Raw genomic sequence first — 18,216 nt, 5'->3', positions numbered from 1 at the left:
TGCATCACAATAACTTTAATAAAAGGGATATTTATGACTAAACATTTTTATCTTTCATTATTTGTGCTTATTTTATTTTCACTCATTTTATCGATAGGTTGTGAGAAAATTGAAAAAACGTCTCCATTACCTATCGAACAGCTAATACCCCCAGAAGGGAAATATGATGTAACCATATATCGTGATGAATGGGGTGTACCACACATCTACGGGAAAAAAGATACTGATGTTGCCTATGGTCTGGCATACGCTCAATGTGAGGATGACTTCAAAACGGTACAAGATGGTCAAATTTTGATTCGTGGTAAAAGCGGTTTAGTTAATGGATTCAATGGATTTATTTTTGATTACATGTTAGAATTTTTAAACGTATGGGATATCGTAAATAGCCAATATGAAACAGACTTATCTGATGAAATAAGAGCCATTTGTGAGGCGTATGCGGAAGGGGTTAACCATTATGCAGGTTTACATCCTGACAAAGTTATATGTTGGGATATTTTTCCAGCAACAGGGAAAGATATTGTGGCTGGTTTTGTATTAAAGGCACCTCTCTTTTTTGGGCTGAATCGCTATATTGAGCCCCTTTTTAAATCACGTAAAAAACCTGAAATACAACGACCTAAAATGTTAGCTAAAAATGATGAATCGACAATACTAAAAGAAATTTTCGAAGACCTTCCCTTGGGTTCTAATACATTTGCAGTGAGTCCCAAACGAACAGCCGATGGTTCTACTTTTTTAGATGTAAATTCTCACCAACCATGGACAGGTCCTGTGGCATGGTATGAGGCACGACTAAAAAGTGAAGAGGGATGGAACATCACAGGGGGAGTTTTTCCAGGAGCACCAATAATTCTCCATGGACATAATCAGTATTTAGGTTGGGCTCATACAGTTAATATGCCAGACCTTGTAGATGTTTACGAATTAACAATTAATCCTGAGAATCCATGTCAATATCGTATGGATGGACAATGGAAAAATTTTGAAAGAAAGGTTGTTTATTTTCCTGTAAAAATTTTTGATAAATATATTATAAAAATTCCGAGGGAAATACTTTTCTGTGACTATGGACCTGCAATCCGCCGAGCTCATGGGGTATATGCCCTCCGTTATGCAGGATATAAAAACATTAAACAAGTTGAGCAATGGTATCGCATGAATAAAGCTACAAACATAAACGAGTTTGAGGAAGCATTGAAAATCCGTGGGATACCTTCATTTAATATTGGTTATGCGGATTATCAAGGAAATATCTGGTATATATATAATGCCCTTTTACCTATCCGCTCGGAGAAATATAATTGGAAAGGGTATCTCCCTGGTGATACTTCCGAAACGTTATGGACTGAATACTTACCCTTTGAAAAACTACCTCAAGTTAAAAATCCTCAATCAGGTTTTATTCAAAATTGCAATTCTACCCCATTTCAAACTACTATTGGTAATGATAATCCTAATCCTGCCAACTATTCTTTAACATTTGGAATTGAGCCTCCAGAACATATGACTAACCGTGCATTACGATTATTAGAGCTTCTTGGTAGTGACGATTCGATAACAAAAGAGGAATTTTACGAGTATAAATTTGACTGGACCTATTCCAAAAATTCATTAGCCAAAAAATACATTGAAAAATTGTTTAATGAATTTAATCCTGAAACCGATATTGAAAAGCAGGCGATAGAACTCTTAAAAAATTGGGACCTGAAAGCAGACCCTGATAATTTATCTGCTGGTATTGCAATATTAACATTAGAACCTGTGGTTCGTGCAGAGATACTCAATCGTCCTGTTCCAGATTTATTCAAAACATTTAGAGAAAAAATTAAATTGCTCTATTCAATATATGGGAAAGTAGATGTCCCTTGGAAAGAAATTAATCGACTCATACATGGAAAAGTCAACATTGGTTTAGGAGGTGGTCCTGACCTGCTTTATTGTGTCTATGGAGAGTGGACAGGTAAGTATTTAGAAGGACGTGCTGGAGACTCTTATATTCTTTTAGTTATATGGGATAAAGATGGTAAAGTTCATTCTCAGGCTTTACATCAATTTGGTAGTGCCACCCAAGATGAAAATTCACCACACTATGCAGACCAAGCATATCTTTTCGCAGAACGAAAAATGAGAACGGTTCATTGGGAGTTTGAAGAATTAAAGGAATATGTTGCTAAAGCATATAAACCTGGAAAGGAAGGTAATAATTAGGTTGCTTATAAATTGATATGCTCACTTCCGATTGGAAGTGAGCATATTTTAATAATCGTTCTATATAAACTTTTACAAGTTATTGTCTATAACGATTACGGTTTCTGCGCGGTGCAAACTCCTCCTTAGGTCTGGCTTCATTAACTTTAATTTCTCTGCCACCAACACTCGTGCCATTAAGTGCTTCGATTGCTGATTTTGCCTCATCATCATTCGGCATTTCTACGAACGCAAAGCCACGAGACCTACGCGTATTACGGTCTGAAATGATTCGCGCAGAGTCCACTTTGCCGTATCTTCCGAACAATTCTTCTAATTGCTGTTCGGTTGACGAATACGGCAGATTTCCTACAAAAATATTCACTTGTGCATCTCCTAAAACATACACTTTTGTGTCTCAGAAGTTTATCAGCCTGTACTTCCAAACCCAAGACACTCTTCCATTATGGGGAAAGGTGTTGTGAAAGGTTTTAGTACATCCCTAACCAATAAACCCCCTTGACATATTCAATTGACGATGTATACTATACCACAAATGAATCTTTATTGCAAATTCTAATTTTTTGAAATATTTTTAAATTCAAATTTGTTTTTTTAATAAAACTGATGATAAACTAACAAAACATATATGAATACGACTAACATAGGTATAAAAAATTAAAAATGCTTAATTCGTATTTTACAAAAATCGCATTGTTTGTCTTTTCCTGCCGATGTACCCCTTCTATGTGTTAGTTCACTTCTCCTCTTCAATTCCTATCTTTAATTAATTTTGATAACTTTAAACTTTATACTATTGGAGGATTATAAAATGAAAATATTTACAGATAATAGTCAATCTATAGGTAATACCCCTCTGATAAAAATAAACAAACTTTCGCAAGGGGCAAAAACGGATAAAATTTTTGCAAAGATAGAAGGAAGAAATCCTGGTTACTCTGTGAAATGTCGTATTGGCTCTGCAATGATATGGGATGCAGAGAACAAAGGATTATTAAAACCTGGTGGAACCATTATCGAACCCACCTCAGGCAATACAGGTATAGCACTTGCCTTTGTTTCCGCTGCACGAGGTTACCGTCTCATTTTAACTATGCCAGAAACAATGAGTTTAGAACGTAGAGCAATGCTAAAAGCATTTGGGGCAGAAATTATTCTTACCCCGGGTGATAAAGGAATGCGAGGTGCAATCGCAGAAGCTGAAAAAATTGCAAGTGAAAGTCCGAGTTATTTCATGCCACAGCAATTTAAAAATCCTGCAAATCCAGCAATACATTTTAGAACAACAGGTCCTGAAATATGGAATGATACTGATGGCACTGTCGATGTATTTGTGGCAGGTATAGGCACAGGTGGAACAATAACAGGAGTAAGTAGATATATAAAAGAAGTATGTGGGAAAAAAATTATAAGTGTAGGTGTTGAACCAGCAGGGTCTCCTGTTTTATCAGGAGGTTCACCTGGACCTCATAAAATCCAGGGAATTGGTGCTGGTTTTAAACCAGATATTTTAGATTTAAGTCTTGTAGACCAAATTGAAACGGTAACAGATGAGGAGGCATTTGAAACAGCAAGACGTTTGGCTAAAGAAGAAGGTATTATTGCTGGTATAAGTTCTGGTGCAGCTATGGCAGTTGCTATTCGATTAGCCAAAAAAGAAGAATTTGAGAACAAAACATTCGTAGTCATTCTCCCTGATTCGGGCGAGCGATACTTATCAACATCGTTGTTCAACGGACAATAAAACTAACAACAAATAAATTTAAGGAAGGGTAAAACTATGACAAAACATCAATATCGCCAAGGAACATTAGCATTACATGCAGGCCAAGTTACAGACCCCACAACAGGGGCACGTGCAGTACCAATTTATCAGACCACTTCTTATGTGTTCAAAGATAGTGAGCATGCGGAACGTTTGTTTGCTCTGCAAGAGTTTGGAAATATTTATAGCCGAATTATGAACCCTACAGTAGATGTTTTTGAAAAAAGAGTGGCTGAATTAGAAGGAGGTGTAGGTGCACTTGCATTAGCCTCTGGTTCTTCTGCAATAACGTTGGCTGCCTTAAACATAACGCATTCGGGACAAAACTTTGTTTCTTCCAGTACACTTTATGGGGGGACATATAACTTATTTGCTCATACTTTTGCTGAATTAGGAATCGAAGCCCGATTTGTTGATGCAAGTAATCCTGAAAATTTTAAGAAGAAGATTGATGATAAAACCCGCTTTCTATATGTGGAATCTATCGGAAACCCTGCCAATGATGTTGTAGATTTTGAAGCCATAGCCAACATTGCTCATGACCATGGCATTCCTTTTATTGTTGATAATACTGTGACATCACCTATTCTATTTAGACCTATTGAATTCGGGGCTGATATAGTCGTTCATAGTGCCACAAAAGTTATTGGTGGACATGGAACATCATTAGGTGGTGTTATTGTAGATAGTGGTACGTTCGATTGGGGTAATGGGAAATTCCCTGAGTTTACATCACCTAACCCCAATTATCATGGTATGGTATTCAACGATGTATTCAAGCCATTAGGCAATATTAGTTACATAATCAAGGCACGGGTAACCTTGCTGAGGGACATGGGACCATGCTTATCTCCATTTAATGCGTTTTTGTTATTACAAGGATTGGAAACGATTCATTTGAGGGTTCCCAGACATTGCGAAAATGCTCTAAAAGTGGCTCAATTTTTAGAAAAACATAAAGCAGTAAAATGGGTTAACTACCCTGGTTTACCTTCTCATCCTAATTATTCACAAGCACAAAAATATATGCCTAAAGGACAAGGAGCCATTGTCGGTTTTGGCATTAAAGGGGATATACCTTCTGCTAAAAAATTTATCGACAATTTGCAACTTATATCTCATTTGGCTAATGTATTAGATGCGAAAACATTGGTAATTCATCCAGCATCAACAACACATCAACAGTTATCGCCAGAGGAACAAAAGTCGGCAGGAGTAACTCCTGATTTTATTCGTTTATCTGTTGGTATTGAGGATATTGATGATATACTTGAAGATTTAGACCAAGCATTGAATAAATCGCAAGAATAATTTTAGGTAAAATGAAGTTATGGAATCAGGAAGTGTAGGAATCGTCGAAACAAAGTACTATACGTTTGCATATCCTCCTGAATATCTCAGTTTAGAGAGTGGAGCAAAACTGGGACCTGTAACTATTGCCTACGAAACCTATGGTGTTCTATCTCCAAAAAAAGACAATGCTATTCTCGTATGCCATGCCTTATCTGGTGATGCTCATGCTGCTGGTTATCATAGTCCTGATGATAAAAAGCCTGGATGGTGGGACCCTATGATTGGCCCAGGAAAGGCACTGGACACAAATCAATATTTTGTTGTTTGTTCTAACACATTAGGTGGATGTTCTGGTTCTACTGGTCCTATGTCTATCAATCCCGATACAGGTCAACCTTATGGAACTGGTTTTCCTTTTGTAACAATTGGGGATATGGTTAAAGCTCAATATGAATTAATGAGGTATTTAGAAATCCCTCAATGGCTATGTATCATCGGTGGTTCCATGGGTGGAATGCAAGCATTAGAATGGAGCGTTCGTTATCCTGATAGCGTAAAATCCACTGTTATAATTTCTGCACCTCCTGTGAGTGAAGCACAACAAATAGCCTTTCATGCTGTGGGAAGACATGCAATCCTTTCAGACCCTCAATTTCTTAATAGCAAATACTACCCATCAGCAGGTCCTATTAATGGATTAGCAGTTGCAAGGATGCTGTCTCATATTACCTATCTTTCTGATGATTCAATGAAAGAAAAATTTGGAAGAAAACTACAGAATGGGAATCAATTTCGTTATGATGTAAACAAAGAATTTTCTATTGAAAGTTATTTAGATTATCAAGGAGAAAAATTTGTCAATCGTTTTGACGCAAATTCTTATCTTTACATTACAAAAGCCATTGATTATTTCGATATTTCGAGAGGATATAACAATCTTGACGAGGCTTTAAGTAGAGTTCAAGGTAAAACCTTAGTTATATCCTTCTCATCAGATTGGCTATATCCTCCTGAAAAATCACAAGAGATTGTGTTTTCTCTTGCACGACAGAAAAAGAAGGTTAGTTATTGTAATATTCAATCTCCATACGGACATGATTCTTTCTTGATTGATTTTAGACACATGACTGAACTTGTTAGTGGATTTTTGAAACATGTTTACTTCCCAGATAGGCCATGTCCAAAATGCTTAGCAAATGATAGACAGGAAAAAGTCGAACCTAAAAAAGTTATCCCTAACAGTATCTATTCCGGGTCACGAATTGATTTAGATTTGATTGTAAAACTTGTTGAATATAATACTCGAATATTAGACCTCGGCTGTGGAGCTGGAACGTTATTGTGTCGGCTTGACCGTGAAAAGAAAACGGACGGTTTAGGGATTGAAATTAATGAACAGAATGTTATTAGTGCGGTATCATGCGGTTTGCCAGTTATTCAGGCAGATATTGATGAGGGACTTTCTGCACTGCCTGATAATTGTTTTGACTATGTTATATTGAGTATGACATTGCAGGTCATAAAACGTCCTGACCTTGTATTAAAAGAAATGCTTCGCATTGGGAAAAAAGGAATTGTAAGTTTCCCTAATTTTGGGCATTGGAAAGTACGTTCTAATATTCTATTCAAAGGTGTTTCTCCTGTTACTCCCAATCTCCCCTATTCCTGGTATGAAAGTCCTAATAGACATTTCTTTACATTAAAAGACTTTCGTACTTTATGTAAAGATATGAATATAAAGATACTTAAAGAAATTGCTCTTAATTCTAAGGGGATTGTTCGTTATTTAAACAATCTCATTGCGGAAGAAGTCGTTTACATATTAGCAAAAGAATAATCTTATCCTTTATAATTCTTTCGTTCCTTTTCGTTTAATATTTCCCCTACCAATGGAGAACTACTATGTTATTTGACCTTGATTTAATAGCGCATACATTAAATAAATATCATATTCAATTAAAAGAAATTCGAAATAAACTAAATCGTCCTCTAACCTTTGCAGAAAAAATCTTGTATAGTCATGTATCCAACAAAAATGATATTCGCGACATTAAAAGAGGAAAAGAATATATTGAATTTAACCCTGACCGTGTTGCTATGCAAGATGCTACCGCACAAATGGCATTACTGCAATTTATGCAAGCAGGTAGACCTAAAGTGGCTGTGTCTACTACGGTCCATTGTGACCACCTAATTCTGGCAGAGAAAGGGGCAACTTCCGACCTGCAAAAAGCTTTAACAGATAATGACGAAGTCTATAATTTCCTTCATAGCGTTGCTCAAAAATATGGCATAGGCTTCTGGAAACCGGGTGCAGGAATTATTCATCAGGTTATCTTAGAGAACTATGCTTTTCCTGGGGGGATGATGATAGGCACAGATTCACATACTCCAAATGCCGGAGGTTTGGGAATGATAGCTATTGGCGTTGGGGGTGCTGATGCAGTAGATGTAATGGCTGGTCTACCGTGGGAATTGAAATTCCCGAAAATTATGGGGGTTAAACTTACAGGAGAATTAAAAGGTTGGACGTCTCCAAAAGATGTGATATTAAAATTAGCTGGAATCCTATCTGTTAAAGGAGGAACAGGATACATTATTGAATACTTCGGACCTGGAACAGAAACAATTTCATGCACCGGAAAGGCAACTATCTGCAATATGGGTGCAGAGGTAGGTGCTACCTGTTCAATCTTTCCTTATGACAAACGGATGAAAGATTACTTGAACTATACAGGTAGAGAAAAAGTGGCACAATTATGTGAAACAATAAGTCAAGAACTCTGCGCTGATATAGATGTGGTACAAAATCCAGAGACATATTATGATTCTGTAATAGAAATAGATTTGTCAACACTTGAGCCTTATATAAATGGACCCTTCACACCCGATTTAGCCACACCTATTTCACAAATGAAAGAGAAAACCACTACAAATAATTGGCCTCTTAAAGTAGAAGTGGGACTCATCGGTTCATGCACAAATTCTTCATACGAAGATTTAAGTAGGTCTGCGTCTATCGCACGACAAGCCATTGCAAAAAAAATAAAAGCAAAGGCAGAATTTATAATTACACCAGGGTCTGAACAGATACGCGAAACTATTGAAAAAGACGGCATACTCAAAGACTTTGAGAGTATAAACGGTGTTGTTCTTGCCAATGCATGTGGTCCTTGTATTGGTCAATGGAAGAGACATCGCTATGGTCCTAATGATGAGCCAAATACAATTGTAACATCTTTTAATAGGAACTTTACTAAAAGGAATGATGGAAACCCAAAAACACATGCCTTTGTCGCTTCCCCAGAAATAGTAACCGCTTTAGTTTTGTCGGGGAATATCACTTTTAACCCACTAACGGATACATTAGTTAATGAAGAAGGTGTCGAAGTGATGTTAGACCCGCCTGTTGGTGATGAATTTCCAAAAAATGGTTTTATATGTTCCAATCCTGGTTATGTACCCCCTGCTGAACAACCCGAAAACATAATTGTAAATGTTCAAAAAAATTCGCAGAGATTGCAACTATTAGAACCATTTCCTTCTAATAATGGAGACCTTATAGGCTTATATGTCCTATTAAAAGTAAAAGGGAAATGTACCACAGACCATATATCACCCGCAGGACCGTGGTTAAAATATCGTGGACATCTTGATAATATCTCAAATAACTGCTTTATGGGTGCCATCAATGCATTCAATAATAAACCAAACTGTGTGAAAAATCAATTAACAGGTGAATACGGAACTGTGTCTGAGGTTCAGCGATTTTACAAGCAAAACGGTATAGGAACAATTGTAATAGGTGACGAAAATTATGGAGAAGGCTCATCACGCGAACATGCAGCAATGGAACCAAGATACTTAGGAGTTAAGGCTATTCTCGTTCGTAGTTTTGCACGTATTCACGAAACAAACCTAAAAAAACAGGGAATCCTTGCACTTACCTTTGCAGAGCCTGAGGATTATGAAAAAATCCGTGAAGATGATAAGATAGACATATTAGGCATTGATACCTTTACTCCACAGAAACCTCTAACCATTATCCTTCACCACGCAGATGGCACAAACGAAACTATCTTAGCAAACCATTCCTATAATACCACACAAATTGAATGGTATAAAGCTGGTGGAGCCCTCAACATAATAAGAAAACAATTCTCTACTCAAACAAATTACTAAGGGAGGGTTATGATAAAGGAGGTGCCGTTTTCAGGGGTGGATTGAAGGGTAATTTGTCCGCCATGTAATTCTATTATTCGTCTGACAATAAAAAGTCCTAAGCCCGCTCCTTTTTTCCCTTCTGGAGTTTTGGTGTCATATCTCCTGAATCGATGGAATAGCGAAGTAAGTAGTTGGGGTTCAATAGGGGGTCCATCATTCCAGACAACCAACTTAATTTTTCCGTCTTCATCTCGGGTTGCTGAGATTTTTATATTGCCTTCTTCCTGAACATATTTAATTGCGTTGCCTAATAGATTTTCATAAACAACTCTCATTAGGTTTACATCGGCAGGTAATGTAAATTCTTCTGGGACTTCGTTTTTCAGGTTTAACTTTTTTATTTCTATCATTTTTAACAGTTCGTTTAGAACGGGTTTTATAACTTCATTTAATAGATTTACTTCTCTTTTTTCAAAATATAAGTCGCCCTGTTCTAAACGGGAGAGTTGTAGGTAGTTATTTGTTATTTCTTTCAGATATTTGAGGCTGTCTTCGACAATGTTAAGACCTTCTTTTGCATCAGTGGATACTTCTCCGAATGCTCCTTCTTTTAAGGAGGCTATGTTGAATAGGGCTGAGCCTAAGCTGTTTCGTAGTTCGTGGGTTACAAATCCTAACATATCGAGGTAATTTGCGTTTGCTTCTTCAATTAGTTCTTGTTGTTTAATGAGTTGTTCTCTATCTTTTTCGATGGTTTCTAACATAGAATTGAAAACGGAAACCAGCTCAGAAATTTCGTCGCCGATGTGGTCGTTTTCTACTCGAATAGTGTAGTTTCCGTTTGCAAACTCATGGGCTGAGTTTCTTAATTTGTAAATTCGTTTTAATAATCGGGTTGTTTGTTTTAATCTTACAGCTAAAGCAATGGACATAATAAGCAAAATAATAATTATGGTTATAAATACAACCAACGTTCGGGTATCTTTTGTTACTGCCTCTAATTCCCCCATATAAAACATGCCTATGATGTTTCCATGAACATCACGGATGGGCTCATAAGAGGTAAGATACCAATCGTTTAACACTTTAGCCCTTCCTGTCCAAGGAATACCTTTAATTAATGTTTGTTGTTTCACGGATTCAGATACTTGTGTTCCGACTGCTCTTTGGCCATTAGGTAGTAATACTGTGGTTGCAACTCTTCGAGAACCATTGAATATTGTTACTGTTCCGACACGTCGTCCTTTATAGAAACGGTCTTCAAATACTATATTTTGGATTTGGTCTACAAAATGGTTTGCTCCATCCAACCAATTACCTGCAATTAAAATTATTTCATTATGTTCTTTGTTTGTGTTTTCATATATCATTTTTCTACATACATACATTGAGATGGGTTCATCGTCAGGGATTTCCCTTTTTGATTGGAAATTAAAGGGCAATATTTCTGTAATCTTTTTGAAGTTTTTCTTTATATATCCAGAGGTGGTGTCAGAATTCTCTTTTTCGAAGAAGGATTTAATTTCATCCAATATGAACTTGTTTGTTATATATGTATTTGTTGGAATTATCCAAAGATAATCGATATCATAACTTTCTGCATATTGTGATAATAAATTTTGTACTTCTGTTAATATTGTTTCTGGATTTCCTTGTGATAAATAGAGTTGATGTTGTAAAAAATTAAGGATAATTTCTAATTTCCGTTGTTTTTCTTGAAAGTAATACCAACCTGACTTCATATTTAATTTTATTCGTTCATTGGAAGCCTTAATTACAAGATTGTTGATTAGTATAATTTGGAGAATAGAAATTATTACTGTTAATAGAATGAAAACAATAATTAGGTTTCCAATGAATCTAAATTTAATGCTGTTCTGATTTATTTTCATATAGCACCTCCTCAAAATCGGTCCATTTGCCATACATAGGGAAATCTTTTTGGGAAAACTGTAAAAAGGAAGTTTCTTGCATCGGTTGAAATGGAAAATCTTTTTCTTTCTAAGATATCCGAAATATAGGTATACCCTGCGAGAAGTTGAACAAATTCACTTTTATCCATAGATACTTTATTTTTACCTGATTTTTTAATAATGCTTATGGAACCTTTACGGAAATGGATACAATATGGGACGCCTGAGATAAGTAATGTTACTTCATCATCTTGATGAATAAATGTTTTTTGCTGGATTCGTTTTTCCCATTCTGGAATCATACATTCCAAAGTCTCTTCTTCATTTATGATTGCCATCATTCCGCCTTCATTTCTTTTGTAGTGTGTTTCGTGGACGGAATAATGATTTATTAAGAGCCGAGTCGTTGGGTGGCAGGGTGGTGATGCAATTTGTATTATGCCTAACCTTTCCTTTTCTGCTAATTTGCCAATTGCGTATAAAACTGCTTTTGATGCTTCGACATCAATGGAGCCGATTTCTTGTACCAGTAAAATATTGTCGTGGTTGATTCTTGGTAAGAAATATCCTAAAATTTTACCATTTAAATCTAATACTGTCTTTCCCTGTTCCCATTCTCTCCATTTAACAGCGAAATGTGCCTGTGTTCTTATTAAGGAACAGGCTATGTCTTCATCGTTTTCGTCATGAATTTTTCGTATTGAACTTATATCGCCGGGTTTCATTTTTCGGACTTTATGTGGTATAGGCTGAATACTTAATACTTCGCGTGTAGTGATACTTACGTAATATTCAGGTAATGTTGTAGCAAATCCAAATCGATGGTAAAAGTTTGGGATACCAAAAAGCATAGAGAGATGATATGAATTTACTTTCATATATTGGACAGCGTTTTGGATTACTTTGCTTGCAATACCTTTATTTCTAAAATGCCCATCAGTGGAAACCCAGCCGATTCCGCCTATCTTTAATCTTGCTTCACCTATACGGATTATGTCTGTAGTAATTCTTAATGCTGAGATAACTTTTCCATTATAAAGTGCAATACGGATATGTTCGTTTAGGAAGTTTGGATATTTTGCACCTATATTTATTAACCAATCATTAGCGACAAAGAAATCCTGACGGGATATACTTGCCATTAATTGGATGGCTTCATTTATTTCGTATTGTGTTTTTGCACCTCTTATTTCGAGATTTTCTTGTAACATCATTTTTTCGTTTGTCCTTTAAATATCTTCTAATTATATAAGATGGAATTTGAAAGTGCTACTTTTGTTATTCGTGGCGAAGTGCTTCCACAGGGTCCATGTTTGCGGCACGGAGTGCAGGATAGATTCCGAAGATAATTCCGATGCCTGCTGAAATACCAAATGCTATTAACGGGCTCCATAAACGGATAATAGTTGGCATAGAAGCGAAATATGTTATGAGATAAGGGATAAATAGACCCAACCCAATTCCCATAAGTCCACCAGTGCCTGACATAATAATCGTTTCTACAAGGAATTGGAGTATAATGTCTCTTTTTCTTGCACCTAATGCTCTTCGAATACCTATTTCTCGAGTTCTTTCTGTAACAGTAGCCAGCATAATATTCATTATCCCTATTCCCCCGACTAATAATGAGATTCCTGCAATGGTTCCTAAGACGAGATTAAAAATTTGTTTGGTTCGTTCTGCTTGTCGTAAGAGTTCTAATGGTATTGTCAATTCATAATCTCTTTGTTTGTGGTATTTTTGCAATATATTATCTACGATTTTTGCGACTTCTTCTACTTTATTTTCTTCATTTACCATTACAATTAGTTCATGTAATTCAACTTTTTCTGCTTCAAATGTTCCTGTAGTTCTTCGGACTAATGTTTCACCGAATCTTTTTTGTGCAGAAGTAATAGGGATATAAATTCGATATTGAGGTGTGGCCGTTGACCCTTTTCTTTTGTTGATACTTTCTATATCTCTCTTGGTAAAGGTGGCATCTTCTTTCTTCCTTTTTGCATTTTCAGTTTCTGTATTTTGTACAAAGAAGTTTTGTGATTGGTAGGTTGTTCCACTTCCTCCATCATCTTCAATAATTCCAATTACTTTATAATAATCTGAACCAATGCGAACGCTTTTACCTATTGGATTTCCATTGGGGAACAAAGTCTTTATTGTATCTATTGATAGGACACATACATTTTTTACACCTGCAACTTCTAACTCCGTAAAATACCGTCCCTCAATAATTTTTAATTGTCTCATCTCGGGATACCAACTTACTGTTCCTACAATTTGTCCATCTACTCTCCATTGTGTATTCCAAATTACATCCCGAATAATCCTGTTTGGAACCAAGACCTCCACATTAGGGATAGAAGAGCGTATTCTCGTTGCATCTTCCCAGGTTATTCCATATTCAATGGCACGGCTTCGTTGCCCTGTTGCTTTTTGTTCTAATGAGGGCTTGACACTACGAACGATAATGTTCTTACTACCTAAACGGCGGATCTGTTCTTGTGCTACCTGGCTCGCTCCTTCTCCGACTGCTAACATTGCAATTACAGAAGCCACACCAAATACAATCCCCAGCATGGTCAACAATGAACGTAGTCTATGTAACCATAGACTTTTAAAACCCATCTTGATTACTCGAATCCAACGATATATTGATAAGAAATTTAACATTTTTTGTCGTTCTTTTATATTGAGGCACCTATTCTTGATAATACTTTTTCATCTTTTTCAATTAAACCGTCTTTTAAGCGTATTATTCTTTCTCCATATCGGGCTATATTTTCATCATGGGTTACCATGATAATCGTTTTTCCCTGGTTATGAAGTTCTATAAAAATATCCATAATTTCTTTTCCAGATTTTGAATCTAAATTTCCTGTGGGTTCATCCGCAAGAATAACCAATGGGTTATTTACTAAAGCACGAGCAATACCTACTCTTTGTTGTTGTCCACCAGAAAGTTCTGTTGGTTTATGATATAAACGTTCTGCCAAACCGACTCGAGATGCCATTTCAATTGCTTTTCTTCTACTTTCATTAGGTGAAACACCCTGATAGTAAAGGGGTATTTCTATGTTTTCAACTACCGATAATTGTGGGATAAGGTTATAGGATTGGAAAACAAAACCAAGATAATTGCATCGCATATCGGATAAAGTATCATCATTCAACAATGAGATATCACAACCATTTAAATAATACTTTCCTTCTGAAGGCTTGTCTAAACAACCCAATACATTCAATAATGTTGACTTTCCACATCCAGAAGGTCCCATAATACAAACAAATTCCCCTTCGGATATTTCCGTACTTATTCCTCTTAAAGCAAAAATTTCAACACTACCCATTTTATAATTTTTCTTTAATTTTTCTAATTTTATTACACAATTATTCAATGGTATCCTTTCTTATATTCCTTGATTTTCTTTTCCACTAGAAGGAATGGGTTGACCTGGTACATACAAGAGGACTTTTTCTCCTTCTTTTAATCCTTCTTTGATTTCAATAAAAGACTCGTTAAATTCCCCTGTTTTTACAATCCTCATTTCTATATCATTCCCCTTTTGTACATAGCACACCTGCTGATTGTCGACATTAAAAACACTTTGCAATGGGACATATAATACATTCTTTAATTCTGCAACAAGGATTTCTACTTGTGCAGTCATCCCGGGTTTTAACCATGTATGGGTGCCATCAATAATGATAAATGTATCGTACACTTTTAAATCGGGATTTAGCCATCTATTCTGTGCATTGGGTAAAACGGCTACTTTTTCAACCATTCCTGTTAATAATTCGTCGGGAAAAGCATCTACACGGATTCGTACTTTTTGCCCTTGTTTTACTCTCTTTATGTTTGATTCGTGGATTTTGGAACGCACCTGCATTACTGAAGTGTCGGGTATTGTAATTATAATTTGCCGTTCCCTTACGGAAGTACCTTCTTGTATTCGTTCTTGCATGAAACGGTCTTCTTCTCCGCCATAAACAACCAATCCTGGTTTGGTGGCTCGTATGGTACATTTTTGGATTTGTTCTTCAAGTTCTCTCTTCTTTCGTGACTCGAGGGCAAATTGTGCCTTTGCTGAATTCAGGTTTGCTTCAGCCTGTGCTAATCGTGACTTTGCGAGTTTTTGTATTCGAATGTATTTCCATACTGCTTCAATATATTCTGCAACAAGTCTTTCTGCTTGTTTTGGAAATTCATATTGTATAAAAAGAGACTTGTTGGTATTTGCCTGTTCTAAGGCTACCTCTTTTCTTTTGAGTGTTAGTTCATCAGTTTCGAGGTCTGTTTGTGTTACAAATGCTTTTTCAAACAACCTCCGTGTTCCTTCCAATTTTTTTTGGGCTAATTTAAGGTCTTCTTCCGATAAAATAACATCTGTTGTGTATTTTTGAAGAGTTTGTTGTGCTACTCCATCACCTAAAAGTGCAGAATCAGCATATTTTCTAAAATCAATACCTTCGGAAGTCAATGAAGATATTAACATTGTTGCGGTATTTTCTCTATTCTCTTCTTTCTCTGGTTTCGTTATGTTGTTTTCACCTTCTCCATTAACGTCTCTTTTTTCCTGTCCTTTATTATTTTCTTCATCTATATTCAGCTGAGGCTCTTTTTCTAAAATTATTAATTTTTGGATGTTTTCTTCGTCAACACCTATTTTTTTTAATATTTCTTCTGTTGTATCGATACCTAAATATTTTTCTATTTCCATTCGTGCGAATTTTACTGCTAATTCATTTTGGCGAATATCAATTTCGTTTTGATTTTTTTGTATTTCATATTGTTCTTCTGCATTTGCTAAACTTGCTTTTGCATTTTGAAATCGTAGTTCTTGTTCTGTTTGCTGGTCTAACAATTTTTTTGCATCTAATTCAACCAATATTTTTCCTGCCTGGACGTCCTCAGGTGTTACATAATATCCCTCTTCTACAATGCTTAATATTTTTGTTTCTCCTTGGACTTCTGATTTTATTTGTAATGATTCTTTAGCTTCGATACTTCCTCCTTCTAAAATTGTTATATCAAAGTTTCCCCTTGTGACAGGGAAAACGACGTTTGCAGTTACTTGAGGTTTACTCATTATTCCTTTATAAATAAAATATGAGGCACCAAGGAGAACTATTAATAAAGTAATAAACCAATAATATCTTTTTCTTCTGTTATTATTTAACATCTTTTATCTCCTCCCACTTGCCGTCTGGTTTAATATACAAAATACCGATGTTTTTCCAAAATTCAAGACGGGCTATATTGTGGGCTATAATTGCGGAAGTTAAATTGTTTTGTGCTCTTGTTAAATCATTTTGTGCATCTACTAAATCTAATGCGGTTGCTCTACCCAATTCAGCAAGGAGATTTTGTTCTTCTACACGACGTTGACTCAACTCTACACTTTTTTGTGCAATTTCATAATTCCTTTTCGCCTGTTCTAAATTTCTCCATGCAGTTCTCACATCGAGTTTTACCTCATCTTCTTTCAATGATAATTCTCGTACTGCCCTTTCGTAGTTAATTAAAGCAGTTCGATATGCATTTCTTTTTTCTTTCTGACTTAATGGCAAATCTAAATTCAATCCTCCGCTATATGTTCCTCTACGGAAATCTAAATCTTCATAATTTGTTTTTCCTTGATTTGAAATGTTTCCCTCTAAAAACAAATCAATTCCTGGCTTTAAGGCGTTTTCGGCGACTTTTATTTTTCTTATTGTATCTTCAACTATATCTTTTTGTGTATAAATTTCTAACCTTGTTACTAAGGCGACTTTTACGGCATCTTCGTCTGTTATTTTTGGGTGTTTTAATCCGCCTTCTTTTAATTTTTCTAATTCATTAGGGTCGAGCATTACGAGGCTATCTGTTGACAATCCAATGGATATTTTAAATTCATCTAATGATTCTTTATATCGTCTTAATGAGTTTATCCATGTGTCTTCTGCACTTAACAATGCCTGCTGTATTCTTCCAATTTCTGTTAATGTTTTTCTACCTTCCTGAGCAAAAGCATTTTCTCGTTCATAACTTGCTTTGAAATTTAAGTAACTTTGATAATTATTTTTCACGATATCTCGTTGTTCTAAAACAGAATAATACGCTTTACAAATTCTAACCACAAACTCTTGACGATAACGGGTAAAATCCCTTAAATCGTATAAGACATCTCTTTCTGCCTGTGTTAATTTTTCCATTGAAATTTCTCTCCCCCTTCCCCGCCAAAGAGGTTGGGTAAATGATGCGGATAATACGCTTCCTGCTTCTTTATCAGGAACACCACTTAAGAATCGGAAGAAGTTATTTGTTAGTTGAAGTGCTAACCTGCCACCGCCTAAAAACAACATAGATACACCCGATTGGATAGAGCCTTTTCCTGATTGTCTGTCGACGATTTCAATATCTGGCTGTGTCCAGCCAGCGACATCCCCTGCTTGTTCCAATATTTGATGATATTGTCTAAGCAATTGAGCAGAGGTTCCTGTAATGTTTTGTATGTTAGGGATTGAATTTTTTATGGCATTCATAGCACGGGTATATTCAGATGGAACTTTTTTGTCATAGGTTTGTTGTGTAATTGTTGCTTTACTTTTACTTGAAAAAATTGGCGTATATTGGTACCTCTCCAAGGTTAGATTTAATGCTGAAAGATATAATGCTTCTTTTTTTGTCAGGTACTCTCTACTACAGTTCATTGCAATTTCAAGTGCCTTTTCTAAGGATAACATATAATATTTTTGGGTTTCTGCTGAACCTGACATAAATGCGTTTTCTTGTTCAATATACTCTGGTAAATTACTTAATGGATTGTATTCCTCATTTCTCTCAATACTGAATTCTTTAAGCATACCTGGGACTAAGTCGCTTTT

The 18,216-nt window shown here is 35.9% G+C and carries 12 protein-coding genes and 1 pseudogene; 6 read left to right on the top strand and 7 right to left on the bottom strand.

Going from position 1 to position 18,216, the window contains the following annotated elements; translation table 11 throughout:
• Positions 1-33 precede the first annotated feature (33 nt).
• On the top strand, positions 34-2,214 hold the full coding sequence (locus PLJ10_11530) for an acylase (GenBank protein HOK10275.1): 2,181 nt from the start codon (positions 34-36) through the stop codon (positions 2,212-2,214).
• A gap of 79 nt (positions 2,215-2,293) precedes the next feature.
• On the opposite strand, the gene PLJ10_11525 is transcribed toward PLJ10_11530, so the two are convergent.
• Positions 2,294-2,578, bottom strand: a complete 285-nt coding sequence (locus tag PLJ10_11525; protein HOK10274.1) for an RNA-binding protein — start codon at positions 2,576-2,578, stop codon at positions 2,294-2,296.
• A gap of 447 nt (positions 2,579-3,025) precedes the next feature.
• Here PLJ10_11525 and cysK point away from each other — a divergent pair, with 447 nt between their 5' ends.
• The 5 genes and pseudogenes from cysK (at position 3,026) to PLJ10_11500 (ending at position 9,454) form a co-directional block, all read left to right on the top strand.
• On the top strand, positions 3,026-3,958 hold the full coding sequence (cysK, locus tag PLJ10_11520; protein HOK10273.1) for a cysteine synthase A: 933 nt from the start codon (positions 3,026-3,028) through the stop codon (positions 3,956-3,958).
• A 36-nt stretch (positions 3,959-3,994) separates the two neighbouring features.
• The gene (locus PLJ10_11515; GenBank protein HOK10272.1) at positions 3,995-5,290 is read left to right on the top strand and encodes a homocysteine synthase; all 1,296 of its coding nucleotides are present in this window, start codon (positions 3,995-3,997) and stop codon (positions 5,288-5,290) included.
• A 19-nt stretch (positions 5,291-5,309) separates the two neighbouring features.
• Positions 5,310-6,428, top strand: a pseudogene (locus PLJ10_11510) (homoserine O-acetyltransferase).
• Positions 6,420-7,109, top strand: a complete 690-nt coding sequence (metW, locus tag PLJ10_11505) for a methionine biosynthesis protein MetW (protein HOK10271.1) — start codon at positions 6,420-6,422, stop codon at positions 7,107-7,109. Before PLJ10_11510 ends, metW begins: the two are co-directional and overlap by 9 nt.
• Positions 7,110-7,174: 65 nt before the next feature.
• Positions 7,175-9,454, top strand: a complete 2,280-nt coding sequence (locus PLJ10_11500) for an aconitate hydratase (GenBank protein HOK10270.1) — start codon at positions 7,175-7,177, stop codon at positions 9,452-9,454.
• On the opposite strand, the gene PLJ10_11495 is transcribed toward PLJ10_11500, so the two are convergent.
• The 6 genes from PLJ10_11495 to PLJ10_11470 form a co-directional block, all read right to left on the bottom strand.
• Positions 9,451-11,328, bottom strand: a complete 1,878-nt coding sequence (locus PLJ10_11495) for a cache domain-containing protein (protein ID HOK10269.1) — start codon at positions 11,326-11,328, stop codon at positions 9,451-9,453. The two genes, PLJ10_11500 and PLJ10_11495, sit on opposite strands and share 4 nt — an antisense overlap.
• An 11-nt stretch (positions 11,329-11,339) precedes the next feature.
• Positions 11,340-12,563 carry a GNAT family N-acetyltransferase gene (locus tag PLJ10_11490; GenBank protein ID HOK10268.1) on the bottom strand — a complete coding sequence of 408 codons (1,224 nt, stop codon included), beginning with the start codon at positions 12,561-12,563 and terminating at the stop codon, positions 11,340-11,342.
• A 64-nt stretch (positions 12,564-12,627) separates the two neighbouring features.
• A complete protein-coding gene (locus PLJ10_11485; GenBank protein HOK10267.1) occupies positions 12,628-14,019 on the bottom strand; it encodes an ABC transporter permease in 1,392 nt (463 codons plus the stop codon).
• Positions 14,020-14,033: 14 nt separating this feature from the next.
• Positions 14,034-14,696 carry an ABC transporter ATP-binding protein gene (locus PLJ10_11480; protein ID HOK10266.1) on the bottom strand — a complete coding sequence of 221 codons (663 nt, stop codon included), beginning with the start codon at positions 14,694-14,696 and terminating at the stop codon, positions 14,034-14,036.
• 60 nt (positions 14,697-14,756) lie between these two features.
• On the bottom strand, positions 14,757-16,439 hold the full coding sequence (locus tag PLJ10_11475; protein ID HOK10265.1) for an efflux RND transporter periplasmic adaptor subunit: 1,683 nt from the start codon (positions 16,437-16,439) through the stop codon (positions 14,757-14,759).
• An 82-nt stretch (positions 16,440-16,521) separates the two neighbouring features.
• A partial coding sequence (locus PLJ10_11470) for a TolC family protein (GenBank protein ID HOK10264.1) occupies positions 16,522-18,216 on the bottom strand: 1,695 nt, incomplete at its 5' end.

It is taken from the genome of Candidatus Hydrogenedens sp. (genome assembly GCA_035361075.1).
GTDB lineage: Bacteria > Hydrogenedentota > Hydrogenedentia > Hydrogenedentales > Hydrogenedentaceae > Hydrogenedens.
Note: the sequence above shows the minus strand (reverse complement) of the source record. Positions and strands in the feature narration are given on the sequence as shown.